General features: G+C 64.8%; 21 protein-coding genes. 19 read left to right on the forward strand and 2 right to left on the reverse strand.

The window, feature by feature from the left end; translation table 11 throughout:
• The 7 genes from ACVOLO_RS09060 to ACVOLO_RS09090 all read left to right on the forward strand — a co-directional run bounded on the left by ACVOLO_RS09060 (position 1) and on the right by ACVOLO_RS09090 (position 4,920).
• On the forward strand, positions 1-363 hold the full coding sequence (locus ACVOLO_RS09060) for a GntR family transcriptional regulator (protein WP_481569920.1): 363 nt from the start codon (positions 1-3) through the stop codon (positions 361-363).
• A complete protein-coding gene (locus tag ACVOLO_RS09065; RefSeq protein WP_481569921.1) occupies positions 360-1,232 on the forward strand; it encodes an ABC transporter ATP-binding protein in 873 nt (290 codons plus the stop codon). The genes ACVOLO_RS09060 and ACVOLO_RS09065 overlap by 4 nt, the downstream gene beginning before the upstream one ends.
• A complete protein-coding gene (locus tag ACVOLO_RS09070) occupies positions 1,229-2,242 on the forward strand; it encodes a hypothetical protein (RefSeq protein WP_481569922.1) in 1,014 nt (337 codons plus the stop codon). The genes ACVOLO_RS09065 and ACVOLO_RS09070 overlap by 4 nt, the downstream gene beginning before the upstream one ends.
• 28 nt (positions 2,243-2,270) lie before the next feature.
• Positions 2,271-3,101, forward strand: a complete 831-nt coding sequence (locus ACVOLO_RS09075) for a DUF4097 family beta strand repeat-containing protein (RefSeq protein WP_481569923.1) — start codon at positions 2,271-2,273, stop codon at positions 3,099-3,101.
• 33 nt (positions 3,102-3,134) lie between these two features.
• Positions 3,135-3,791 carry a hypothetical protein gene (locus ACVOLO_RS09080; RefSeq protein ID WP_481569924.1) on the forward strand — a complete coding sequence of 219 codons (657 nt, stop codon included), beginning with the start codon at positions 3,135-3,137 and terminating at the stop codon, positions 3,789-3,791.
• Between the two features lie 27 nt (positions 3,792-3,818).
• Complete coding sequence (locus tag ACVOLO_RS09085; RefSeq protein ID WP_481569925.1) at positions 3,819-4,403, forward strand: DUF2884 family protein; 585 nt, start codon at positions 3,819-3,821, stop codon at positions 4,401-4,403.
• 79 nt (positions 4,404-4,482) lie between these two features.
• Entirely contained in the window at positions 4,483-4,920 is a 438-nt protein-coding gene (locus ACVOLO_RS09090) for a hypothetical protein (RefSeq protein WP_481569926.1), read from the forward strand.
• Positions 4,921-5,144: 224 nt separating this feature from the next.
• Here the strand turns inward: ACVOLO_RS09090 and ACVOLO_RS09095 are convergent, their stop codons facing one another.
• Entirely contained in the window at positions 5,145-6,554 is a 1,410-nt protein-coding gene (locus ACVOLO_RS09095; RefSeq protein WP_481569927.1) for a class II fumarate hydratase, read from the reverse strand.
• A gap of 203 nt (positions 6,555-6,757) precedes the next feature.
• Here ACVOLO_RS09095 and purB point away from each other — a divergent pair, with 203 nt between their 5' ends.
• From purB to ACVOLO_RS09130, 7 genes are all read left to right on the forward strand, one after another.
• The gene (purB, locus tag ACVOLO_RS09100) at positions 6,758-8,140 is read left to right on the forward strand and encodes an adenylosuccinate lyase (RefSeq protein ID WP_481569928.1); all 1,383 of its coding nucleotides are present in this window, start codon (positions 6,758-6,760) and stop codon (positions 8,138-8,140) included.
• Positions 8,141-8,485: 345 nt separating this feature from the next.
• Entirely contained in the window at positions 8,486-9,943 is a 1,458-nt protein-coding gene (locus ACVOLO_RS09105; RefSeq protein WP_481569929.1) for a ribosomal protein uL16 3-hydroxylase, read from the forward strand.
• Complete coding sequence (locus tag ACVOLO_RS09110; protein WP_481569930.1) at positions 9,940-10,845, forward strand: GNAT family N-acetyltransferase; 906 nt, start codon at positions 9,940-9,942, stop codon at positions 10,843-10,845. The genes ACVOLO_RS09105 and ACVOLO_RS09110 overlap by 4 nt, the downstream gene beginning before the upstream one ends.
• A 179-nt stretch (positions 10,846-11,024) precedes the next feature.
• On the forward strand, positions 11,025-13,856 hold the full coding sequence (locus tag ACVOLO_RS09115) for a 2-oxoglutarate dehydrogenase E1 component (RefSeq protein ID WP_481569931.1): 2,832 nt from the start codon (positions 11,025-11,027) through the stop codon (positions 13,854-13,856).
• 43 nt (positions 13,857-13,899) lie between these two features.
• On the forward strand, positions 13,900-15,102 hold the full coding sequence (sucB, locus tag ACVOLO_RS09120; protein ID WP_481569932.1) for a dihydrolipoyllysine-residue succinyltransferase: 1,203 nt from the start codon (positions 13,900-13,902) through the stop codon (positions 15,100-15,102).
• 145 nt (positions 15,103-15,247) lie between these two features.
• Positions 15,248-16,687, forward strand: coding sequence for a dihydrolipoyl dehydrogenase (gene lpdA, locus ACVOLO_RS09125; protein WP_481569933.1), 1,440 nt, complete (start codon positions 15,248-15,250; stop codon positions 16,685-16,687).
• Between the two features lie 225 nt (positions 16,688-16,912).
• Positions 16,913-17,506, forward strand: a complete 594-nt coding sequence (locus tag ACVOLO_RS09130; protein WP_481569934.1) for an LOG family protein — start codon at positions 16,913-16,915, stop codon at positions 17,504-17,506.
• 177 nt (positions 17,507-17,683) lie between these two features.
• Here ACVOLO_RS09130 and ACVOLO_RS09135 read toward each other — a convergent pair whose 3' ends face one another.
• Positions 17,684-20,527 (reverse strand): bifunctional diguanylate cyclase/phosphodiesterase, encoded by a 2,844-nt coding sequence (locus ACVOLO_RS09135; RefSeq protein WP_481569975.1) that lies wholly within the window; start codon positions 20,525-20,527, stop codon positions 17,684-17,686.
• A 276-nt stretch (positions 20,528-20,803) separates the two neighbouring features.
• Between ACVOLO_RS09135 and ACVOLO_RS09140 the strand changes: the two genes are divergently transcribed.
• The 5 genes from ACVOLO_RS09140 (at position 20,804) to ACVOLO_RS09160 (ending at position 25,108) form a co-directional block, all read left to right on the forward strand.
• Positions 20,804-21,322, forward strand: coding sequence for an RNA polymerase sigma factor (locus ACVOLO_RS09140; protein ID WP_481569976.1), 519 nt, complete (start codon positions 20,804-20,806; stop codon positions 21,320-21,322).
• Positions 21,319-22,260 (forward strand): hypothetical protein, encoded by a 942-nt coding sequence (locus tag ACVOLO_RS09145; protein WP_481569935.1) that lies wholly within the window; start codon positions 21,319-21,321, stop codon positions 22,258-22,260. The genes ACVOLO_RS09140 and ACVOLO_RS09145 overlap by 4 nt, the downstream gene beginning before the upstream one ends.
• Before the next feature lie 184 nt (positions 22,261-22,444).
• Positions 22,445-23,041, forward strand: a complete 597-nt coding sequence (locus ACVOLO_RS09150) for an IMPACT family protein (RefSeq protein WP_481569936.1) — start codon at positions 22,445-22,447, stop codon at positions 23,039-23,041.
• Positions 23,034-24,809 (forward strand): ABC transporter transmembrane domain-containing protein, encoded by a 1,776-nt coding sequence (locus ACVOLO_RS09155; RefSeq protein ID WP_481569937.1) that lies wholly within the window; start codon positions 23,034-23,036, stop codon positions 24,807-24,809. The genes ACVOLO_RS09150 and ACVOLO_RS09155 overlap by 8 nt, the downstream gene beginning before the upstream one ends.
• Before the next feature lie 98 nt (positions 24,810-24,907).
• On the forward strand, positions 24,908-25,108 hold the full coding sequence (locus ACVOLO_RS09160) for a hypothetical protein (protein WP_481569938.1): 201 nt from the start codon (positions 24,908-24,910) through the stop codon (positions 25,106-25,108).
• The last annotated feature ends 157 nt before the right edge of the window (positions 25,109-25,265 follow it).

The following is a 25,265-nucleotide window of genomic DNA, read 5'->3' on the forward strand; positions in this document are numbered from 1 at the left end:
ATGAGCGATATCCAGTGGAGCGATGGCGCTCCCATCTACCGCCAGCTGAAGGATCGCGTGATCGCGATGATGCTGGACGGCGTTCTCAAGCCGGGCGATGCCCTGCCCTCGGTCCGGCAGGTTGCCGCCGACTACCAGCTCAATCCGATCACCGTCTCGCGCGCCTACCAGGAACTGGCCGACGAGAACCTGGTCGAGAAGCGCCGTGGCCTGGGCATGTTCATGACCGAGGAGGCCGCGCTGAAGCTGCGTGGCAACGAACGCGAACGTTTTCTCAATGACGAGTGGCCCGGCGTGCTGGAACGCATACAGCGCCTGGGCTTGACCATGAAAGATCTGCTGCCACCGGGGACCACGCTATGAATGCCGCCGTCGAAGCCGTTATTTCCGCCAAGGGCCTGCGCAAGGTCTACAAGCAGAAGCCGGCACTGGACAACGCCCACTTCACCATCGAGCCCGGCCGCATTGTTGGCCTGATCGGCCCCAACGGCGCCGGCAAGACCACCGCGCTCAAGGCCCTGCTCGGCCTGACCGAATTTGAAGGCGACCTGCAGGTGCTGGGCATGGACCCACGCAGCCAGCGCAATGCATTGATGAATGACGTCTGCTTCATCGCCGACGTGGCGGTGCTGCCGCGCTGGATCCGTGTGAAGGAGGTCATCGACTTCGTCGCCGGTGTGCATCCGCGCTTTGACCGCGCCCGTTGCGAGCGCTTCCTGGCCAACACCAAGCTGCACCCGAAGCAGCGCGTGCGCGAGATGTCCAAGGGCATGGTGGTGCAGTTGCATCTGGCGCTGGTGATGGCCATCGACGCCAAGGTGCTGGTGCTGGACGAACCGACCCTGGGCCTGGACATCCTGTACCGCAAGGAATTCTACCAGCGCCTGCTGGAGGACTACTTCGACGAGCAGAAGACCATCATCGTCACCACCCACCAGGTGGAAGAGATCGAGCACATCCTCACCGACGTGCTGTTCATACGCGACGGCAAAATCGTGTTGGCAGCCGACATGGAAACCATGTCCGAGCGCTATACCGAAGTGCTGGCCCCGGCGGAAACGCTGGAAGCAGCGCGCGCACTGGGCCCGATTGACGAACGCAGCCTGCCGTTCGGCAAGACCGTGTTGCTGTACGACGGCATTGAACGCCACCGCCTTGCCGCCCTGGGCGAAACCCGCAACCCCGGCCTGGCCGACATGTTCGTGGCCATCATGAAGGGAACCTACGCATGAACGCCGCCCATCACATCTCCCCGCTCAACAAGTTCAAGTGGCTGCTCAAACGCGAGTACTGGGAAAACAAGGGCGGCTTCTTCTGGGCGCCGGTGATTGCCAGTGCCATTTCGCTGACCCTGGCACTGCTGGCCATCGTCGCCGGCCTGTTTGCGGTCAACCGCGCCGCAGCCAACGGCGACCTCCACGTCAATGGCGTCAACGTCAACGGCCTTGATGTGAAGATGCTGACCGCGCAGATGTCGCCGCATGACATGGTGCAGTGGGCCAACGGCATGGATTTCACGCTGGTGGTCAGCTCTGCATGGCCGTTCCTGGTACTGGGCTTCGTCGCCTTCTTCTATTGCCTGGGCGCGTTGTATGACGACCGCCGCGACCGCAGTGTGCTGTTCTGGAAGTCGATGCCGGTATCGGACGCACAGACCGTGCTGTCCAAGGTGGTCAGCGCCCTGATCGTGGCGCCCTTGTTCGCTGTCGTGATCGGCATCGTGGCGATGTTCATCTTTGCCGCGCTCATCAGCCTGGTGTTGCTGGCCCATGGCGGTAACCCGATCCAGTTGATCTGGGGCCCGGCCAGCCCGTTGACCATCGTCGCCGGCATGATCTGCTGGGTTCCGATCTATGCCCTGTGGGCACTGCCGACCGCTGGCTGGTTGCTGATGTGCTCGGCCTGGGCCAAGAGCAAGCCGTTCCTGTGGGCGGTGATGGTGCCGCTGCTCGCCGGCATCGTCGTCAGCTCGATCCAGTTCACCAAGGTCGCTGCCTTCGATAGCAGCTGGTTCTGGGCAAACGTGGTGGGACGCCTGCTGCTGGGCTTCGTGCCGGGCATCGAGATGGCCTACAAGGCCGAGCGCCCGCAAGATGAATCGCTGCAATCGGTGCTGAGCGGGTTTACTCCGGCCGACCAATTCGCTTCGCTGGCCGAGCCCCAGCTGTGGATTGGTGCTGTGGTCGGCGCAGTGTTCATCGCTGCCGCCATCTGGCTGCGCAAGCGCCGCGACGAAATCTGACTTTCTTCCGTAATCGCAAGGAAACGAGATGAAGATCAAACCCCTCCTGCTCGCACTGGCACTGCTGCCCGTCAGCGCCTTCGCCGCCGAAGATCATTGCAAATTCAACCAGCCACGCGCGCTGGACCTGGATCTGACCGGCGCCAAGGCCGTCGTGTTCGAGGTCAACAGCCACGACCTGCGCCTGCAGGCCAGCCCCGGCGCCAAGGCCGCGGTTTCCGGCCGCGCCTGTGCCTCCACGCAGGACTTGCTTGCACGCCTGACGGTCACCCAGGAAAAAGTGGGCGACAAGCTCATCGTCAAGCTGGCACGCGACAACCAGGGGCTGAACATCAACTTCAGCGGCAGCACCTACTCCTATCTGGATCTGTCCGGCACGCTGCCCAATGACATCCTGGTGCAGCTCAAGGTCGGCTCGGGCGATGCCTCACTGACCGGCGCACGCGCCATGAGCGCCGATGTCGGCTCCGGTGACGTGGTGGCCCGTGACATCCAGGGCCTGGCCACGGCCGCGGTGGGCTCGGGCGATGTCCAGTTCCAGAACATCGGCGCACTGCATCTGCTGTCGGTCGGCTCGGGCGACGTCAAGGTCCGCGATATCCGCGGCGATGCCCGGGTCGGCAGCGTCGGCTCCGGCGACGTGGAGCTGCGCGGCGTGCAGGGTGCGGTCAGCATCGAAAGCATCGGCTCGGGGGATGTTGACGTCAGTGATGCACGCGGCGCGGTGACGCTGGGCGAGCTCGGCTCCGGCGACCTGGACGTACGCAACGCTGGCAGCCTGAGCGTGCATCGCCTGGGTAGCGGCTCGGTCAACCATTCCGGCATCAGCGGTACCGTCAGCCTGCCGAAGAAGCGCTGATTCCTCCTTGGTTTACTACAGAGGTAGCTGCCCATGAACAGGATCAAGGCTCCACTGATCGCGCTGGCGCTGTGCCTGCCGATGGCCGCACAGGCCAGCCCTCCGGCAGAGGGGGTAAACGCTGAAATCAAACGTGAGATGGCCAACAGCCGCGATGAAGTGCGCGCTGAAATGGCCGCAGCACGCGCCAAGCTGGACCGGGAAAACCTCTCGCTGGGCAACAGCCTCCGCATCGGCAAACAGTCGCGCGGCAAGCCGGCGAACAACACGCTGCCGGATGCGCAGATCACACCGGCCGGCGAACTCATCATCGATGGCAAGACCGTGGCAACCACGGCGCAGCAGCGTGTGTTGTTGCTGGGCTACCGCGGCCAGGTACTGGACCTGGCCAAGGCCGGCATCGATGCCGGCGAGCAGGCCGCGATGATGGCGTTGCAGGCCACCGACGTTTCACTGTTCAGCCTGATCGTCGGCGGAATGACCGGCAGTCTCGAACGGCGCGTGGAGAAGATGGTCAAACAGCAGATCGAGCCGATGGTGACGCAGCTTTGCCAGCGCCTGCCCGAGGTACTGGCTTCACAACAGGTGCTGGCAGCGAGCGTCCCTCAGTTCCAGCCCTACGCCAACCTGGACCAGGACGATGTGGAAAGCTGCGACAGCGAGCTTCGCCGCGATATTGCCCAGCGCTGAGCCCCACCCGATAAAGGAATCCCTGCAATGAACCTGCGCACACCGCTACTGACCGCCCTGCTCTGCCTGCCATTGATTGCCTGCGGTGAACGCCCGCAGGCCGATGGCAGCAGCGGCGAAACCACCCTCGGCCAAAAGGTACGGGAAGCCACCAACGAAGCCCGCAAGGAACTGGCCGAAGGCAACATCAGCGTTTCCAGCACCGGCGGCACCAAGGTGGAGATATCGCCCAAGGGCGAACTGCTGATCAACAATGCGCCGGTACCGTTGAACGATAGCCAGCGCGCACTGGTGATGCAGTACCGGCAACAGTTGGTGAGCGTGGCCGACGCAGGCATTGAAGTCGGCGTACAGGGTGCAAACCTGGGCGCACGCGCCGCTGGCGAAGCACTGAAGGGCATTTTCTCCGGCGACACCGACAAGATCGAGGAGCGCATCAACGCCGAAGCAGCCAAACTCGAAGCCAACGCAACCAAGATCTGCGACCAGCTTCCAGCCCTGCTCGCATCTCAACAGCAGTTGGCAGCTGCAATTCCCGAATTTGCGCCGTACGCGAAGATGGACCAGAGCGACATTGACGATTGCCGCAGCAACCGCGTCACGACGCGCTGATACCCGGCCAAGCGCGCAAAAGCAGCCAACACGGCGGGGGCGGTAGAATGCCGCCTCCGCCGTTTATGTCTGTGCTGCCATGAAAAAACTGCTTCTGCTCGTCCTGGTTGTCTTCGCCGTGCTGGCTACCGGCTGCGACCGCGAAAAATACGCTGCCCATCGCAGCGAGCGCAGCAAGCCGAAAACCGAAGTCGGCACGGACCGCGTCGCCATCCGCCGCGCGCCGTATCCCAACCTGGACATCCTGCCCAGTGGTCAACTGCGCGTGGATGACATCGAGATCCCGATGAACGACGAGCAGCGCGCGCTGCTGCAGACCAGCTTCGTCAAGCTGCAGATCCTGCGCCAGAACACGCTGACCGACGCCGCCACAGCCCCGCAGCCCGCGGCAAAAGAGCGCAGCCTGCCGATCGTGATTCCTGCAGGCCAGGAGCCGTTCCCGGCAGATTTGGCGCAGCGGATCCCCGAGTTCAAGGAATACAACGAAGCGCTGGCCAATCCGCGCGCGTTGTATTGATTGCAGGGCGACTAGCAATGCATGCATTCCCTTCTCCCTCTTGAGGAGAAGGTGCCCCGGAGGGGCGGATGAGGGGAGCTCTGCATGGTTCGCCCTCAAGGCGCGTGGCGACGCGTTCTTCTTGGCTACGGCTTGAAGGAGTTCTGATGCGCCCCTCACCCCAACCCCTCTCCCGTAAACGGGAGAGGGGCTTTTAGAGCGAAGCCAAAGCTCTTGCTATCTACTCACTGCTCGTGAATGCCACCGAGCGTCAATGCTGCCGGGTCCAGCAGGCGCTTGAGTTCGGCTTCGGACAGACCACTGTCCTCCACCGCCACGTCCAGCACCGGGCGCTGTTCCTTGTAGCCACGCTTGGCAATGGCTGCTGCCTTTTCGTAGCCGATGATCGGATTGAGCGCCGTCACCAGGATCGGATTGCGCGCCAATGCTTCACGGACGCGCTCCTGCTTGACCACCAGCCCAACGAACACCTTGTCGGCCAGCAGGTTCATCACGCTGGACAGCAGTTGGATCGAATCCAGCAGGTTGGCGGCGATCAGCGGCAACGTCACATTCAACTGGAAGTTGCCGGTCTGCCCGGCCACGGTGATTGCGGTGTGGTGGCCGATCACCTGCGCCGCCGCCATGACCGTGGCTTCCGGAATCACCGGGTTGACCTTGCCCGGCATGATCGAGCTGCCCGGTTGCAAGGCCGGCAACTCAACCTCCCCCAGGCCCGCCAGCGGCCCGGCGTTCATCCAGCGCAGGTCGTTGGCGATCTTGATCAAGGCCACGGCCAGGGCATTGAACTGACCTGACAACTCCACCGCATCGTCCTGTGCGGCCAGGCCTTCAAACTTGTTCTCGGCGCTGTCGAACTTCACGCCGGTCGAAGTGGAAAGCACCTTGGCCACCTTGCCGCCGAAGCGCGGGTCGGCATTGATGCCGGTGCCGATGGCGGTGCCGCCCAGCGGCAACCGGCGCAGTCGCTTGAGGGCGTCTTCGATACGCGCCTGCGCGGACTCCAGCTGCGCCGACCACGCGCCAAACTCCTGCGCAAAAGTCAGCGGCATGGCATCCATCAAATGGGTCCGGCCGGTCTTGACCACCTTGCCCAGCGTGCGGCCACGCTTGTCGATGGTCTTGCGCAGGTGCTTGAGCGCCGGCAGCAGGTCTTCCACCGTGGCCAATTGCGCCGAGACGCGGATGGCGGTGGGGATCACATCATTGGAGCTTTGCCCCAGGTTGACGTGGTCATTGGGATGCACAGCGGTCTTGCCGGCCTTGCCGCCCTGGTTTGCCAGGGTCGCGATGACCTCGTTGGCATTCATGTTGGACGAGGTGCCCGAGCCGGTCTGGTAGACGTCAATCGGGAAATGCGCGTCATAGGCGCCATCGGCCACGTCCTGCGCCGCGGCCTGGATGGCCTTGCCCACGCCCTTGGGCAGCAGGCCCAGCCCGGTGTTCACCTCGGCTGCGGCGCCCTTGATCAGGCCCAGCGCACGGATGAAGGCCCGCGGCATGCGCTGGCCGGACACGGGAAAGTTCTGTACCGCGCGCTGGGTCTGCGCGCCCCACAGGGCATCGGCGGGCACCTGCAGCTCGCCCATGCTGTCGTGTTCCGTCCGGAACCCCTTGTTGGAACCTTTGCTCATCATCAACTCCGCACTACTTTCGTTGGGGGAAAGGGAAGCTGCGGCTGGCTTTGGGCAGGCTTCCCCGGCTGGCGGCTGCCGACACCATACGCCCAGGCCCCGGCGAAGGCACCTGCGGCGTACGGGATTCTGCGGTCCACGGGCCGAGCGTTGCCTGTCAGCGTAGAATGTGCGCCCCCGCCACTGCCCAACTGCACGCCGCCATGACGGATACGTCCCGCCAAGAAGCCGCCCTGCTCGCCCTGTCCCCGCTTGATGGCCGTTATGCCGGCAAGGTCGACACGCTGCGACCGATCTTTTCCGAGTACGGCCTGATCAAGGCCCGCGTGAAAGTGGAGATCGAATGGCTGCTGGCGCTGGCCGCCGAGCCGGGCATCGCCGAACTGGCCGACTTCTCGGCCGCCGGCAAGGCCAAGCTGCGCGCACTGGCCGATGGCTTCTCGGTCGACAACGCCGCCCGCGTCAAGGAAATCGAGCGCACCACCAACCACGACGTCAAGGCCGTGGAGTACTTCATCAAGGAGCAGCTCAAGGACGACGCCGAGCTGGCCCCGGCCCTGGAGTTCGTGCATTTCGCCTGCACCAGCGAGGATATCAACAACCTGTCCTACGGGCTGATGCTGGCTGAAGCCCGCGACCAGGTGATCCTGCCCGGTTACAGCGGCATCGCCGCCTCGCTGCGCAAGCTGGCCCATGACCAGGCCGCACAGCCGATGCTCTCGCGCACCCACGGCCAGACCGCCTCGCCGACCACCCTGGGCAAGGAACTGGCCAACGTGGTCGCCCGCCTGGAGCGCCAGATCCGCCAGATCGGCGCGGTGGAGCTGACCGGCAAGATCAACGGCGCAGTCGGCAACTACAACGCCCACGTTGTCTCCTACCCGGCGGTGGACTGGCCGGCCTTCGCCGAGCGCTTCGTCACCTCGCTGGGCCTGGTGTTCAACCCGTACACCACCCAGATCGAGCCGCACGACAACGTGGCCGAAATCGGCGATGCCGCACGCCGCGCCAACACCATCCTGATCGACCTGGCCCGTGACATCTGGGGCTACATCTCACTGGGCTACTTCAAGCAGAAGCTCAAGGAAGGCGAAGTCGGCTCCTCGACCATGCCGCACAAGGTCAACCCGATCGACTTCGAGAACGCCGAAGGCAACTTCGGCATTGCCAACGCCCTGTTCGAGCACTTCAGCGCCAAGCTGCCGATCAGCCGCTGGCAGCGCGATCTCACCGACTCCACCGTGCTGCGCGCCGTGGGCACCGCCTTCGGCCACAGCCAGGTCGGCCTGGAATCGCTGGCCAAGGGCCTGGGCAAGCTGACCGTGAACCCGGAGCGCCTGGACGCCGACCTGGACGCCGCCTGGGAAGTGCTGGCCGAAGCCGTGCAGACGGTGATGCGCCGCCACGGCCTGCCCAACCCGTACGAGCAGCTCAAGGCGCTGACCCGCGGCCACGGCATCACCGCCGATTCGATGCGTGAATTCATCGAATCGCTGGAGCTGCCGGCTGACGCCAAGCAGCGCCTGCGCGAGCTGACCCCGGGCGGTTACGTCGGCCTGGCCGCGGAGCTGGCCAAGGCGATCTAAGCACCAGGCAACCCGAGTACCTGCAGAAAAGCCGGCATTGCCGGCTTTTCTGCGTTTTGGCCTAGCAAAGAGCTTCCCCCTCACCCCAACCCCTCTCCCGCTCGCGGGAGAGGGGCTTTAAGCAGCAGCCGGGCAATCCGCAGCTCAAGCAGACCTGAGCCCCTCTCCCGTTCTCGGGAGAGGGGTTGGGGTGAGGGGAAGCCTTTGGTTGGTTCATACGCACTTCCACCACCAATTGATCCAGATCAGCCAGCCACCGTGCGGTTTGCGCCCAACAAGGGGACAATGGCCGCCTGTTCGCGCCGCCCGGCGCCTGATTCTGTTTTCCGCTGCAAGGACTCCCCCATGGCTGCACGCAAGCAAAAGACCTATCCGATCGAAGTCCAGGCCAAGCCCGGCCTGCCCCTGGGCATGGCCCCGGCGACCTTCCTGCGCGATTACTGGCAAAAACGTCCCCTGCTGATCCGCGGCGCCTTTCCGGACTTTGAAACCCCGCTGATGCCCGAAGACCTTGCCGGCCTGGCCTGCGAGGAAGGCGCACTGGCACGCATGGTCATCCATGACCGCGCCACCGATGGCTGGACCCTGCGCACCGGCCCGTTCCAGGAAGAAGACTTCCCCGGCATGCCCGACCACGACTGGACCCTGCTGGTGCAGGACGTGGACAAGTGGGATCCGGACGTACGCGCGCTGGTGCCGAACTTCTCGTTCCTGCCGCGCTGGCGCATGGACGACGTGATGATCAGCTTCGCCGCCACCGGCGGCTCGGTCGGCGCCCATGTCGACCAGTACGACGTGTTTCTGCTGCAGGGCTACGGCGAGCGCCGCTGGCAGATCGACGCCAGCGAATCCACCAAGGGCAAGCGCCCGTCGCTGGACTTCCGCCCGGACGTGGAGCTGAAGCTGCTGAAGAAGTTCAAGAAGACCCACGAATGGGTACTGGGCCCGGGCGACATGCTGCACCTGCCGCCGAACGTGCCGCACAACGGCGTGGCCGAGAACCCCTGCCTGACCTTCTCCTTCGGCATGCGTGCGCCCTCCTCGGCCGAATTGATCAGCGATTACCTGGACGACCTGGTTGCCGACGCCGACGAGTCCATCCGCTACCAGGATCCGGACCTGAAACTGCCGGATGACACCAATGAGATCGATGACGCGGCCATGCGCCGCGTGGTCAGCGCACTCAATGCCATCCGCATGAACGACCCGGATCGCCTTGGCAACTGGTTCGGCCGCTTCATCACCACTTACCGTTCGGCCGGCGACATCCTGCCCTCGCAGGCCCCGCGCGCGCCGGAGGAAGTGGAAGCCGAGCTGGCCAATGGTGGCCTGCTGGAGCGTCACCCCTGGGCCCGCACCGCCTGGCGCCGCGCCACCCGCGGCGCTTCGCTGTACTGCTCAGGCCACGCCTTCGCCCTGTCGATCAAGGATGCCCAGTTGCTGGCCGGCACCGAGCGCCTGGATGCCACTGCCTACGGCAAGCTGTCGGCCAAGGGCCGCACCGCCGTGCTGGAACTGATGGCCGGCGGCTTCTTCCAGTTGCTGGACGTGGAAATGCTGGCCGCCGAAGCTGCATGGGCCGACAAGGACGCGCTTGAAGAAGGCGCGCTCGCGGTGGCTGAAGAAATCGACTTCGAAGACGAAGACGACGCCCCGGACGTGGAAATCGAAGTGTTCGAGTACACCGAAGCCGCCGAAGGTGAGCCGTCCAGCGCCCAGATCGACACCGTGCAGGTGAACGAGGAAGGCGTCGAGGTGGTGGTCATCTGCGAAGACGACGACCAGGACAGCCCCGCCGCATGATTCCAGCCGTCGGTTTCCGGGTTGAAATCGCCGATTACGCCGTGCAGCGCGACCTGCTGCACGGCGTCCGCCGCGCCGTGTTCGTGGACGAACAAGGGGTGCCGGCGGAACTGGAAATCGACGCTCTGGATCCTTCCTGCATCCACGCACTCGCCGTGGATGCGGAGGGCAAGGCCATTGGCGCCGGCCGGCTCACGCCCGAACAGCGCATCGGCCGCATGGCGGTGCTGGCCAGTTGGCGCGGCCGCGGCGTCGGTGACGCGTTGTTGCAGATATTGGTCACCGAAGCCAAACAACGCGGCTGGGGCCAGATCAGCCTGCATGCCCAACTGCATGCACGCGATTTCTACGCCCGCCATGGTTTCCTGAGCGAAGGCACGCCATTCGAGGAAGCCGGCATTGCTCACCAGACCATGCGCAGGCGTCTGGACGGCGCCATGCGCATTGAAGACCGGGGTCAGGCCATCGCAGCGTCAGCCACGGTGATCCACCGTGCCCGGCGCTCACTGCAGCTGCAGCTCCGCGGCAGCGACGACCTGCTGGGCCAGCCATTGGTCCTGGGCGCACTGCGCCGCTTTGCCACCGCCCGCCATGAAAAAACCGTGCAGCTGCTTGTCCACGAAGCGGACCTGCCCGCCCTGCCCGAAGCACTGGTCGCACTGGCGCAACGCCTGCCCAGCGTGTTCCAACTGCGTGAGCCGGTGGACCCGGTGGACTGTCAGGTGACGTCGGCCGCCATCAGCAACGACAACGGCGACTGCTACTTTCGTCCAATGGGTGCACGCATCGAAGGCGAGCTGTGGCTCGACGCGCCCGCACGCACCCATGTGCAGGAAGAACTGTTCCAGCGGATATGGCAGCGTTCGCGCCCTTGCAGCGCCCTGCGTGTACTGGGCATCTGAGCCATTGACCGCATGGGACAAGACTTGGACATGTATTAATACTGGGGACAGAGTGCACGCCCCTTCCTGTCCCGTGAGGGGTATAATTCAAGGGTTAGATCACGCCCGCGCGGCGTCCTGCGACTCAGGCTCCGCCGGTTCCCAAAGCCACACCCCACAAGCGAATCCAACACTCCATCGTGGACAATCTCCTGAAGCAGTTTGCGCAGACCTCGCAACTCGCCGGCGGCAACGCCTCCTATGTCGAGGACCTGTACGAGCAGTACCTCGTCTCTCCGGACAGTGTGGACCCCAAGTGGAAGTCCTACTTTGACGGTTTCAAGGGCCGCGAGGCTGGCGACGTTCCGCATTCGGCCGCCATCGCCCATATCACCGAAGCCGCAAAGAACGCGCAGACCATCGGCAGCAGCGCCGGCGAAGGCGACGAGCGCGAGCGCAATGTTGGCCGCCTGATCACCGCGTACCGTTCGCGCGGCCACCTCGGCGCCAACCTCGATCCGCTGGGCCTGACCCCGCCGAGCAACACGCCGGACCTGGGCCTGCCCTTCCACCACCTCAGCGATGCCGACCTCAACGACGAGTTCAGCACCGGCGGCGTGGGCGGCCAACCGCGGATGAAGCTGCGTGACCTGCTGGCGCGCCTGAAGGCGACCTATACCGGCTCGATCGGTGCAGAGTTCATGTACATCGCCGAAGTCGAGCAGCGCCAGTGGCTGTACAAGCGCCTGGAGCAGGCCGGCGGCAACTACAACCTCGATGCCGACACCAAGCGCCGCACGCTGGAGCGCCTGACCGCTGCCGAAGGCCTTGAGCGTTACCTGCACACCAAGTACGTCGGCCAGAAGCGCTTCTCGCTGGAAGGCGGCGACTCGCTGATCCCGATGATGGACACCATCATCCGTGACGCCGGCAAGGATGGCGTCAAGGACGTGGTGATCGGCATGGCCCACCGCGGCCGCCTCAACGTGCTGGTCAACACCCTGGGCAAGAACCCGCGCAAGCTGTTCGACGAATTTGAAGGCAAGTTCGAGCACGATGACCGCGCCGTCGCCGGTGACGTGAAGTACCACATGGGCTTCTCCGCCGACGTCGCCAGCGAAGGCGGCCCGGTGCACCTGGCACTGGCCTTCAACCCGTCGCACCTGGAAATTGCCGACCCGGTGGTTGCCGGCTCGGTGCGTTCGCGCCAGGAACGCCGCAACGACACCGCGCGCAAGCAGGTAATGCCGATCCTGATCCACGGCGACGCCGCGTTCGCCGGCCAGGGCGTGGTGATGGAGCTGTTCCAGATGTCGCAGGCCCGCGGTTTCACCGTCGGCGGCACCGTGCACATCGTCATCAACAACCAGGTGGGCTTCACCACCTCCAACCGCGACGACTCGCGCTCGACCCTGTACTGCACCGACATCGCCAAGATGGTTGCTGCGCCGGTCCTGCACGTGAACGGCGACGATCCCGAAGCGGTGGTGTTCGCCGCCAAACTGGCCTATGACTTCCGCCAGCAGTTCAACAAGGACGTGGTGATCGACCTGATCTGCTACCGCCGCTGGGGTCACAACGAGGCCGATGAACCGGCCATCACCCAGCCGCTGATGTACCAGGTGATCCGCAAGCACAAGACCACCCGCGAGCTCTATGCCGAGCAGTTGGAAGCCGCTGGCGTGATCGCCGCCGGCGCCGGCAAGGAAATGGTCGACGCCTACCGCAACAAGCTGGATTCGGGCGAAGTCACCACCGAGCTGGCCGTGGTCGAAAAGACCCCGACCACCAGCAAGATGTACGTGGATTGGCCGCGTTACCTGTCCGGCAAGCTGTCCGACCCGGTCAGCACCAAGGTCGAGAAGGGCAAGCTGACCCAGCTGGCCACGATGATCAACACCATCCCGGAAGGCGTGGAGCTGCATTCGCGCGTTGCCAAGGTGTACGACGACCGTCGCAAGATGGCCGCCGGTGAGATCCCGGGCGACTGGGGCTTTGCCGAAAACCTGGCCTACGCCACGCTGCTGGACGAAGGCAATGGCCTGCGCCTGGTCGGCCAGGACGTCGGCCGCGGTACGTTCACCCACCGCCACGCGATCCTGCACGACCAGAAGACCGACAACTACTACCTGCCGCTGCGCCAGCTGGTGGAGTCGCCGGAACAGGCCACCATCATCGATTCGCTGCTCAGCGAAGAAGCCGTGATGGCCTTCGAGTACGGTTTCTCGACCACCGATCCCAACACCCTGTGCATCTGGGAAGGCCAGTTCGGCGACTTCGCCAACGGTGCCCAGGTGGTGATCGACCAGTTCATCGCCTCCGGCGAAGCAAAGTGGGGCCGCATCTCCGGCCTGACCCTGCTGCTGCCGCACGGCTATGAAGGTCAGGGCCCGGAACACAGCTCGGCGCGCCTGGAGCGCTTCCTGCAGCTGTGCGCGCTGGAGAACATGCTGGTCTGCGTGCCGTCCACCCCGGCCCAGGCATTCCACATGCTGCGCCGCCAGATGCGCATGGACACCCGCAAGCCGCTGGTGGTCATGTCGCCCAAGTCGCTGCTGCGCCACAAGCTGGCCGTGTCGACCATGGACGAGCTGGCCAATGGCGAGTTCCAGCACCTGATCGGCGATGCCAACGCGGACACCAAGAAGGTCAAGCGCGTGGTGCTGTGCTCGGGCAAGGTCTACTACGACCTGCTGGAAGACATGACCAAGCGCGGCCAGGACGATGTCGCCCTCGTGCGCGTGGAGCAGCTGTATCCGTTCCCGCGCCCGGCACTGGCTGCCGAGCTGAAGAAGTACGGCAAGGCCACCGATGTGGTGTGGTGCCAGGAAGAACCGATGAACCAGGGTGCGTGGTACCAGATCCGCCACCACCTGCAGGCCTGCGTGGGCACTGGCCAGGCCCTGCATTACGCCGGTCGTCCGCGTTCTCCGTCGCCGGCAGTAGGCCACATGGCCGACCACCTGCGCGAACTGCAGCAGTTGCTCGCCGATGCGCTGGTCAACAGCATCGACGACAACTACGCCGAATAAGCCCTCCTCTACCTACACGAATCTGCAACCAGGAATTCAACACATGGCCACCGAAGTCAAAGTACCGGTACTGCCCGAATCCGTCTCCGACGCCACCATCGCCTCCTGGCACAAGAAGGCGGGCGAAGCCGTCAAGCGTGACGAGAACCTGCTCGACCTGGAAACCGACAAGGTCGTGCTGGAAGTGCCGGCGCCGGTTGATGGCGTGCTGAAGGAAATCAAGTTCCAGGAAGGCGACACGGTCACCTCCAACCAGATCCTGGCCATCATCGAGGAAGGCGCCGTTGCCGCCGCTGCTCCGGCCGCTGCCGAAGCCCCGAAGGCCGCCGCTCCGGCCCCGGCCGCTGCTGCCCCGGCGGCTGCTGCCGCTCCGGCCCCGGCGGCCAAGTCCGCTGCCGACACCCTGCCCCCGGGCGCCCGCTTCTCGGCCATCACCGAAGGCGTGAACCCGGCTGACGTGGCCGGCACCGGCCGTCATGGCGCGGTGACCAAGGAAGACATCGTCAACTTTGCCCGCAACGGCGGCGTCGGCAAGGCCGGCGGTGCACGTCCGGAAGAACGCGTGCCGATGACCCGCATGCGCAAGCGCATTGCCGAGCGTCTGATGCAGTCGAAGAACTCGACCGCCATGCTGACCACCTTCAACGAGGTCAACCTGTCCAAGGTGTCGGCCGCGCGCAAGGAGCTGCAGGAAGAGTTCGTCAAGGCACACGGCATCAAGCTGGGCTTCATGAGCTTCTTCGTGAAGGCCGCTGCCAACGCACTGCAGCGCTTCCCGCTGGTCAATGCCTCGATCGATGGTGACGACATCATCTATCACGGCTACTCGGACATCTCCATCGCCGTGTCCACCGACAAGGGCCTGGTGACCCCGGTGCTGCGCAACGTCGAGCGCATGTCGTTTGCCGACATCGAGAAGGCCATCGCCGATTACGCCAAGAAGGCCCGTGACGGCAAGCTGTCGCTGGAAGAACTGCAGGGCGGCACCTTCACCGTGACCAACGGCGGCACCTTCGGCTCGCTGATGTCGACCCCGATCGTCAACCCGCCGCAGAGCGCCATCCTCGGCATGCACGCCATCAAGGACCGTCCGATCGCCGAGAACGGCCAGGTCGTGATCGCCCCGATGATGTACCTGGCCATGTCCTATGACCACCGCATCATCGACGGCAAGGATTCGGTGCAGTTCCTGGTGGACATCAAGAACCAGCTGGAAAACCCGGGCCGCATGCTGTTCGGTCTGTAATAGCCGGGAATCGGGAATGGGGATTGGAGATTGGCGAGCCACTCCTTCCTCATTCCTGCTTGGACCCGATCGGGTTGGGGACAGCGAAAAGCGCGTGCTTTTGCCAATCTCCAATCCCTACTCCCCAATCCCGTGAGCGAATGAAATGAGCGAACAACAACAATTCGACGTCGTCGTCATCGGTGCTGGTCCGGCCGGCTACCACGCCGCCATCCGCGCCGCACAGCTGGGCCTGAAGACCGCCTGCATCGACGCAGCGCTGGGCAAGGATGGCAAGCCGGCACTGGGCGGCACCTGCCTGCGCGTGGGCTGCATCCCGTCCAAGGCGCTGCTGGATTCCTCGCGCCAGTACTGGAACATGGGCCACATCTTTGACCAGCACGGCATCAGCTTCAACGACGCCAAGATGGACGTGAGCAAGATGGTCGGCCGCAAGGACGCCATCGTGAAGCAGTTCACCGGCGGCATCGCGCAGCTGTTCAAGGCCAACAAGGTCACCGCCTACTACGGCTTCGGCCAGCTCAAGGCCGGCAACATCGTCACCGTCAATCAGCATGACGGCAGCGAAGTCGAGCTCAAGGGCACCAACGTCATCATCGCCGCCGGTTCGGATTCGATCGAACTGCCGTTCGCCAAGTTCGATGGTGATGCCATCGTCGACAACGTCGGCGCACTGGACTTCACCGAAGTGCCCAAGCGCCTGGCCGTGATCGGTGCCGGCGTGATCGGCCTGGAACTGGGCAGCGTGTGGAAGCGCCTGGGTTCGGAAGTGGTCATCCTGGAAGCACTGCCGGAGTTCCTGGCCGCCGCCGACGCCGAAGTGGCCAAGGTTGCCGCCCGCGAGTTCAAGAAGCAGGGCCTGGACATCAAGCTCGGTGCCAAGGTCTCCAAGACCGAAATCACCGGCAAGAAGGCCAAGGAAGTGGTTGTCACCTACACCGACGGTGAAGGCGAAAAGACCCTGACCGTGGACAAGCTGCTGGTGGCCGTCGGCCGTCGCGCCGCCACCAAGGGCCTGCTGGCCGAAGGCACCGGCGTCAAGGTCAACGAGCGCGGCCAGATCGAAGTGGACGAGCACTGCCACACCGGCGTCGATGGCGTCTGGGCGGTGGGTGACTGCGTGCGCGGCCCGATGCTGGCACACAAGGGCTTCGAGGAAGGCATCGCCGTTGCCGAACTGATTGCTGGCCTGCCGGGCCACGTCAATTTCGACACCATTCCGTGGGTCATCTACACCGAGCCGGAACTGGCATGGGTCGGCAAGACCGAAGCCCAGCTCAAGGCCGAGGGCATCCCGTACAAGGCTGGCAGCTTCCCGTTCGCCGCCAACGGCCGTGCCGTGGCAATGGTCGAACCGGCTGGCTTCGTCAAGGTGCTGGCACACGCCGAGACCGACCGCGTGCTGGGTATGCACCTGGTGGGCGCCAATGTCTCCGAGCTGGTGCACGAAGGTGTGCTGACCATGGAGTTCAGCGGCTCGGCCGACGACCTGGCCCGTATCTGCCACGCCCATCCGTCGCTGTCGGAAGTGATTCACGACGCAGCGATGGCGGTCAGCAAGCGCGCCATTCACAAGGCGAACTGACAGCTGGCATTGGAGAATCGGGATTAGGGATTCGCAAGAAGCCTACCGATTCACCACCAAAGGGACGCCGGCAGCGATGCTGGCGTTTCTGTTTTCTTGAATCAAGGATTGGAGACTCGGGATTGGGGAGTCGCGAGCGCTGCCAATCCACGCCCCAAACTCTGCCCTGCTTTTGCCCTTGCTTTGCCGAATCCCCAATCCCGATTCCCTAATCCTGGCCTCCAAATGAAATCCATCTGCGTCTATTGCGGCTCCAATCCCGGCGCCAAACCCGTCTATGTCGAACGCGCCACCGAGCTGGGCGCACGCATCGCCGAGGAAGGACTGCGGTTGGTCTATGGCGGCGGCCGCACGGGCCTGATGGGCGCGGTCGCCGATGGTGTGCTGGCCGCTGGCGGCGAAGTCACCGGCGTGATCCCACAGCACCTGGTGGACATGGAAGTGGCGCACAAGGGCGTGACCACGCTGGAGATCGTCGGTTCGATGCATGAGCGCAAGTCGCGCATGTTCGACCTGTCCGATGCCTTCGTCGCCCTGCCCGGCGGCTTCGGCACTGCCGAGGAGATCTTCGAGATGCTGACCTGGCGCCAGTTGGGCATCGGCAAGAAGCCCTGCGCTTTCCTGGATATCGACGGCTTCTACCAGCCCTTGATCAGCATGATCGACACCATGGTCAGCGAGCGCTTCCTGCACCCGGAGCAGCGCGATGACCTGTGGTACGGGGATGACCAGACGCAGATGCTGGAGTGGATGCGGAACTATTCGCCTGCGCAGGCGGATAAGTGGTTCGACGAAAAGAAGCGCAGCGCGTTGCGGTAAGACAGCGGCGCGTGGCGACGCGGCAAGCAACCCGGCGCCTTGCTGCTCCTGCAGCGCGGTTCGACGAAAAAAAAGCAGCGCTCTGCGGTAAGACAGCGGCGCGTGGCGACGCGGCAGGCAACACGGCGCCTTGTTGCTTCTGCGGCGCGGTTCGACGAAAGGAACGCAGCGCGCCGCCTACAGCGGCAACGTTTCTTCGCGTGGGGAGGGATAACCCAGCAGGTAGCCCTGGCCGAAGCTGCAGCCCAGGTCCAGCAGCGTCTGCAGCTGGCGCTCGGTCTCCACACCTTCGCCGATGGTTTCGATACCCAGGGTACGCGCCAATGACAGCACGCCGTCCACCAGCGCCAGGGTGTTTTTACCATCTTCGGCATGCAACCCGGCAACGAAGCTGCGGTCCACTTTCAAGGCACTGATCGGGAAGCGGTGCAGATACGACAAGGCCGAGTACCCGGTACCAAAGTCGTCCAGCTGCACAACGATGCCGCGTTCGCGCAGCTGATGCAGGATGCGCAGGGTCCTTGGCGCATCATCCAGCAGCGCCATCTCGGTGATCTCCACGCGCAGGCGGGATGGCTCGGCGCCAACGGCGTCCATCAGCCCGAGCAAGCGGGAGGAGAATTCCGCAGATCGAAAATGGCGCGGTGACACATTCACCGAGATATAGCCGTGCGTCGAGGTGGCAAGGTCTGCCATCACCTGCTCATACACCAGCCAGTCGACGTCTTCGATCAGGCCGCTTTCTTCCCCCAGCTCCAGGAAGTCACCGGGCAACAGCATGCCGCGTTGTTCGTGCTTCCAGCGCAGCAATGCTTCATGCCCAACCACCTTGTTGTCCAGCAGCGAGACGATGGGCTGGTAGAACGGCACGAAATCGCGCTTCTTGATCGCCCGCCGAAGGTCCGCTTCCAGCTCCAGACTGCGCATCGCTTCTTCGTGCATCGCGCCGTCAAACATCACGCAACGATCCTGGCCCTTGAGCTTGGCGCGGTACATCGCCGCATCCGCATCGCGCAGCAGGTCGGCGCCGGAGGTATAGCGCGGGTTCCACAAGGCGATGCCAATGCTCCCGGATGGAAACAGCTCGCGGCCGTCCACCCACATCGGCGCTTCCAGGGCCTTCAACAGTCGTCGGCCCAGCTCCATGGCCGTGTCGGCGCCGCGCTCGCAATTGACCAGCAACGCGAATTCGTCGCCGCCCAGGCGTGCAACCACGTCGTTCGTGCCCGCCAGCGCCACCAGACGACGGGCAACCTCCACCAGCATCCGGTCACCGGCCGCATGGCCAATACTGTCATTGACCCACTTGAAGCGGTCCAGGTCGAGGAACATCAAGGCAAAGTGCGGGCAGACACCCTGCTCCGCATCCGCAATGGCACGCTCCAGCCGGTCCTGCAGGTGCAGCCGATTGGGCAGGCCCGTCAGCACGTCGTGCATGGCAAGGTGGGTCAGGCGCTGCTCGGCGCGCATGCGTTCGCCAATCTGCCCACGCAACTTGCGGTTGAGCTCACCCAGCTCCTGGGTACGTTCGCTCACCCGCTGTTCCAGGTCCGCATGTGCCTGCACCAGACGCTGCCGGTCGCGCTGACGGGCCAGTGCGTTGCCGATGGTATGTGCGACAAATACAAGCAGGCGCTGGTCGTCCGTGGTGAAGACAACCTCGGGGCTGTAGCTCTGTACGGCAATCACACCGACCACTTCGTCGTCATTGAACAGCGGAACGCCCAACCAGCACTGCGACTTGGCGCCAAACTCCTGCAGGGCACCTTCTGCGATCAGGATGTCGATGTCCGCGCGCGTCGCCAGTACCGGCTCGCCGCGCTTCAGCGTGTACTCGGTAAGCCCGTTGCTGAAAGCGCGTGGCGCGCGTTCACGGTTGAAGCGGTCCACCGAATAAACGAATTCAATTCCCTGCCCATCGGCAGTCACCAATGCCACGTAGAAGTTGCTGGCATCCAGCAGGCCACCAATGATCTCGTGCACCTGCGCGTGGAATTCACCTTGGCCGTGCCCGGTGATGGCCAGTTCGGAAATGTTGAACAACGCGGCCTGCAGCTGTTCGGCACGGCGGCGCTCGACGATCTCAGCCTGCAGGTGACCGTTGATGCGCTCCAGTTCCTGCGTGCGCTGCAATACGCGTTCTTCCAGCTGCAAGTGCGCCTGCAGGCGGTCCATCGCAGTCAGGATGTGCTTGGCCACAAAGTTCAGCACCGCGCGTTCTTCGGCGCCGTAACTGGCCTCGGCCACATAACTCTGCACCACGATGGCGCCGCAGACCCGGTTGTCGCGCCACATCGGCACACCCAGCCAATCAGCGCTTTCCAGCCCTTCCATCTGCTCGGCCGGGTGTTCCAGGAACTGCACCAGATCCCGCGCCGGCCCGCTGATCACCCGCCCGTGCCGCAACACTGCGAAGGTCAGGCTGCCCAGCATTTCCTCGTAGCGATAACGACGCCCGGGCTCGGGAACGAAACTGTCCTGCGTATCGACGAAATAGAGAAACTCCAGGCTGGCCTGCTGCTCGTCGCACTCCACGATGTAGCAGTTCTCCGCATACATCAACGAGCGCAGGATGCCGTGGAAGCAGGACAGCATCTCCGGCATCGCCATGTCCGCACCGGCAAGGTCGGCAATCTCGAACAGAGCCTTTTGCAGTTGCTTGGAGCGTTGCAGTTCCTCGATCTGAAGACGCTGGCTCATCGACTCCAGTGCAAAACCGGCCTGCACCCGCGCAGCGTTCTGCCATGCCTGCAGACGCACTGGTGGAAGCGCGTCTTCGCTACGCGACAACAGCACCAGGCGCGCACCATTTGCATGACTCCAGGCCATCGCCTCGACGCCGGTGGCAGCCGGGGCCGCACCGTCGCGCAGCGCATGCCTTGCCTGCGCGCACAACACCTCCTCGCCCGGCGGGAAGCTGCAGTTCCCCTCGCCCAAGGTGATGTCGCTCCATGCCAGTGCCACGGCGGCACCGGCAGGCAGCAGCCCCTGCAGCGTTTCCACCGCTTCAGTGATGGGCATCGGTGTATCGGCAGATGGTGTTTCCGAACGCGTATCCAGCTCGCTGTACGACATCTATATCCACTCTCTCTGGACCCCAATCACTTGGAGCTCCCCCTGCCCTGCAGCATACCGCCCCGGATGATCGGCGGATGGCCGCTGCCAAAGGGAATTTCCATTTCATCTAGATGAATAAGGCCGCGCGCCCACGAAACGGATGCTAGGCAGATCCCCTCCAAGCACTTAGGCTTCCCTCCCGTGGATACCGCCGTGCACGCCCCGACCGACGAAACACTGATGCTGGCCTATGCGGGCGGCGACACCGAGGCGTTCACCCAGCTTTACGCCCGGCACCGTGCCCGGCTTTTCCACTACCTGCTTGGCCAGCTGCGGGATCGCCCGCTGGCCGAGGAATTGTTCCAGGACGTCTGGCAGAAGATGATTCATGCCCGCTCCGGCTGGACCCCCGACGCTGCATTTGCGACCTGGCTGTTCCGTATCGCCCACAACCGCCTGAACGACCATTGGCGCGCGGCGCGTCATCGCCCGGCAGCCCCGGAGGATGCCGAGGAAAGAACCGCGCGCTTGGCCGACAGCTGCACCCCGGAACTGCTGGCCGATGAACAGGCCCAGCGGCTGCAGCTGCACCAGGCACTGGCCGAGCTGCCGCCCGAGCAGCAGGAAGTGGTGCGGTTGCGACTGGAGCAGGAACTGAGCCTGGAGGAGATCGGGCAGATCACGGGCGTGGGCCGGGAAACCGTCAAGTCGCGGCTGCGCTACGCGATGGACAAGCTGCGCGCGAGGTTGAGCGAATGAACATCTCCGACGACATGCTGACTCCCGAAGAGCGCGAACTGGCGCGACTGCTGGGTCGCCCGGATAGCGGCCCCAGCGCACGGGTTGATGCCGACATTCTGGCGATGGCACGCGCCGCGCACTCCCCGGCCCAGGCGACCAATGCTCCTGTTGCGCAACGCCCACGGGCGCAGGGCTGGGGGCGCCGCCGGCGTGTGTTCTCCTCGCTGGCCGCTGCTGCCTCACTGGTGCTGGTGGTCGGCCTTGCCTGGCAGTTGCGCCCGGTAACGCCGCCACCGCCACCTGCCCACGATGCACACCCCGCTGAGTCTGCGGCTTCCAGCGCGGCCATGAGCGCTCCGGCCAGCGCCCCGGCCGCCGCTGCGTCAGCCCCCATGCCGCCCGACGCAGTGCCGCCGGCCCCTGCCGCGGCGCCCGCATCCCGTGCCGGGCAGGCAGCGAAAACCGAAGCGCCTGCGCCAAGCACTCCTGCTCCTGCTCCTGCTCCTGCAATGGACGCCATTGCCAAGCCAGCGGCGTCGCAGAATGCGGTGCCTGCGGTTCATTCACCCGAACCTGCACCGATCATCCATGTACCTGCCGCGCCACAAGCGGCCAGTGCACCGTTGCTGGAGAAAAGCCGCAGCGCCGCCACCGTCAAACAGGCAGCCGCCTCGGCGGAAGCACGCGAACGCGCGATGCAGTTCCGTGCGCCCGCACCGCCGGCGCCGGCCACGGAGGTGCCGGCGGTGAACGATGACGCGCTGCTTGATCGCACACAGCCACAGCACGACATTGCGGACGACGCTTCATTGCCCCGTCGCAAATGGCTGCAAAGAATCCGCGAACGCCACGACAGCGGCGACATCGAAGGCGCCCGGGCCAGCCTGCGCCGCTTCGTCCAGGAATATCCGGAAGCACGCATCCCGCGCGAGCTGCGCCCGCTGCTCAAGGACTGACGCCGGGCCCGTTGCGATGCGGTGTTGCAAGCACCGCCGGCAACGCGTCGCTTGCCCAGCCGCCAGGCCGGGCAGCCCCTTTCAGCGGTGATGCGGGCAAGCGTGCCCCGAAGCCCGGTGGTGTTCCACCCCGGTACGGCCAACACAACGGACAGCCTCTCCGCCAGCCACTAGAATGGCGGCAATGCTCGACACCCTTGCCGCACCTGCCAGCCATGAGCTGGAAATCAAGCACAGCCGCTTCATCGCGCACGCCGCCCCGGTCGGCAACGCCGCCGATGCGCTGGCATTCGTCGATGCGGTGTCCGTGCCGGATGCCACCCACAATTGCTGGGCGTACCGGCACGGCAACGAGTACCGCTCCAGTGACGACGGCGAGCCTTCCGGCACCGCCGGCCGGCCGATCCTTGCGGCCATCGACGGCCAGGGTTACGACCGCGTGGCCGTGGTGGTGACGCGCTGGTATGGCGGCATCAAACTCGGGGCCGGTGGTCTGGTGCGTGCCTATGGCGGCACGGCTGCCGAATGCCTGCGGCTGGCACCGCGCAGCCCGCTGGTGCCGATGGCTGAGCGCATCCTGCAATGCGGCTTCGAAGACATGGGCATCGTGCATACCCTGCTGGGCAACGCCGCTGCCGAAAAACTGGACGAACAATTCCTGCCCGAAGGCCTGCGCCTGCATGTGCGCCTTCCGGCCGACCGCCTCGACGCATTGGCGACCCGCCTGCGTGATGCCACCCGTGACCGCCTGCGCCTGAGTGAGCCCGACCGCAATGACTGACGCCCCGCAAGAAGCCGCCTCCCCTCGCCGCCTCAAAAAGATCGGCAGCCTTGGCACACTGTGGCCGTTCGTGCGCCGCCATGCCGGCTTGTTCGTAGGCTGGTTGCTGGCGCTGGCGGTGTCCTCGACCGCCACACTGAGCCTGCCGGTGGCGGTCAAGCAGATGATCGACAACGGTTTCTCCGGCGGCGGTGGCCAGATCAACCAGGCCTTCATGCTGATGTTCGTGGTTGCGCTGGTGCTGGCGCTGGCAACGGCGGTGCGGTTCTTCTTCGTGTCGCTGCTCGGCGAGAAGGTGGTGGCTGACCTGCGCGACCAGCTGTATGCGCACCTGATCGGCCTGGACGCCGGCTTCCACGACCGCAACCGCAGCGGCGAACTGGTCTCGCGCCTGTCCGCCGACAGCGAGTTGCTGCGCAGCGTGATCGGCTCGACCATGTCCGTGGCGCTGCGCAGCACCGTCACCGTGATCGGCAGCATGGCCATGCTGTTCGTGACCAGCCCGCGACTTGCGCTGTACTCGCTCGTTGGCATTCCGCTGGCGGTGCTGCCCATCGTGCTGGGCGCACGTCGGCTGGAGAAGATTGCCCGTGCCAGCCAGGACCGCGTCGCCGACGCCAACGCACTGGCGGCCGAAACCTTGGGCGCGGTACGCACCGTGCAGGCGCATGCGCGCGAGCCCTATGAGCGCGGCCGCTTCCAGGACGCGCTGCGGGTCACCGTCGCCACCGCGCGCCGCCGCATCGGCACCCAGTCGCTGGTCACCGCAATCGCGATGGTGCTGGTATTCGGCGCGATCGTCGCGGTGCTGTGGTCCGGCGCCCACGATGTGGTCGACGGCCGCATGAGCGCCGGTACGCTGGGGCAGTTCCTGCTGTACGCGCTGATCGGCGGCGGTTCGGTTGGCGCACTTGCCGAGGTCTGGAACGAACTGCAGAGGGCGGCGGGCGGCATGGGCCGCATCTCCGAACTATTGAACGAAATCCCGCAGATCACCGCTCCCGCCAAGCCGCAGCCGTTGCCACGGCCTTTGCGTGGCGAGATCCGCTTTGAGCAGGTCTCCTTCCACTACCCGCAGCGTCCCGACCGGCCCGCGCTCCACGAATTCAGCCTGACCGTCGCGCCGGGCGAAACAGTGGCACTGGTGGGCCCCTCCGGCGCAGGCAAGAGCACCGTGCTGTCATTGCTGCTGCGCTTCCACGACCCGGACGAAGGCAGCATCCGCATCGACGGCGTGGACCTGCGTCAACTTGACCCCTCGCAACTGCGCCAGAACATCGCGCTGGTGCCGCAGCAGCCGGCGCTGTTCGCCGCCAGCGCCGCAGACAACATCCGCTATGGCCGCCTGGAGGCGAGCGACGAGGAAGTACGCACTGCGGCACGGTCGGCCGAAGCCGATGAATTCCTCAGCCAGTTGCCGGAAGGCTACGCCAGCGACCTGGGCGAACGCGGCGCGCGCCTGTCCGGCGGCCAGCAGCAGCGCGTGGCCATCGCCCGCGCATTGCTCAAGGACGCGCCTGTGCTGCTGCTGGATGAAGCCACCAGCGCATTGGATGCCCAGAGCGAACGCGCGGTGCAGCAGGCGCTGGAGCGTTTGATGGCCGGCCGTACCACGCTGGTGATCGCGCACCGCCTGGCCACCGTGCTCAAGGCCGACCGCATCGTGGTCATGGACCACGGCCGCATCGTCGCCCAGGGCACGCATGCCGAACTGTTGGCACAGGATGGCCTGTACGCCGAACTGGCGCGGCTGCAGTTCATCGATTGAGAACGCACAGGTAACGCCTGCATAACACCGCCGGCGGCAAGCTCGGCAGGCGGTGCCGCATCCCTGGCACCGCGTTCTGGCACAGGAGCACAGCAGCCATGGCGTTTCGACAATTTCCCGCAACCACGGACGACGGCGAAAGCTGGATCGTCATCGAGTTCAAGGATGAGGACGGTGGCGCGGCGCATTCAACGCGCTATGAACTGGCCGATGGCCGCGCCCTGATTCGTGAAGGCGCCCGGCTCTCCACCTCCGATGGCGAGGTGACCTTGTCGCTCAGCCAGCCGTATCGCGCTTGATGCTGAATGGGCTTTGCCGAGATGGCCGTGAAGTGGTCAATATTTAGGCAACTGTCTTGACAGCCTTGCGCCACAAGGGCTGCCGGCGATTATCCACATGGTTGTGAACACCTCATCCACACCCGCTGTGGATTAGTACACCGCCGTCTCAGCGATC

Source organism: Stenotrophomonas sp. STEN056, from assembly GCF_056759635.1.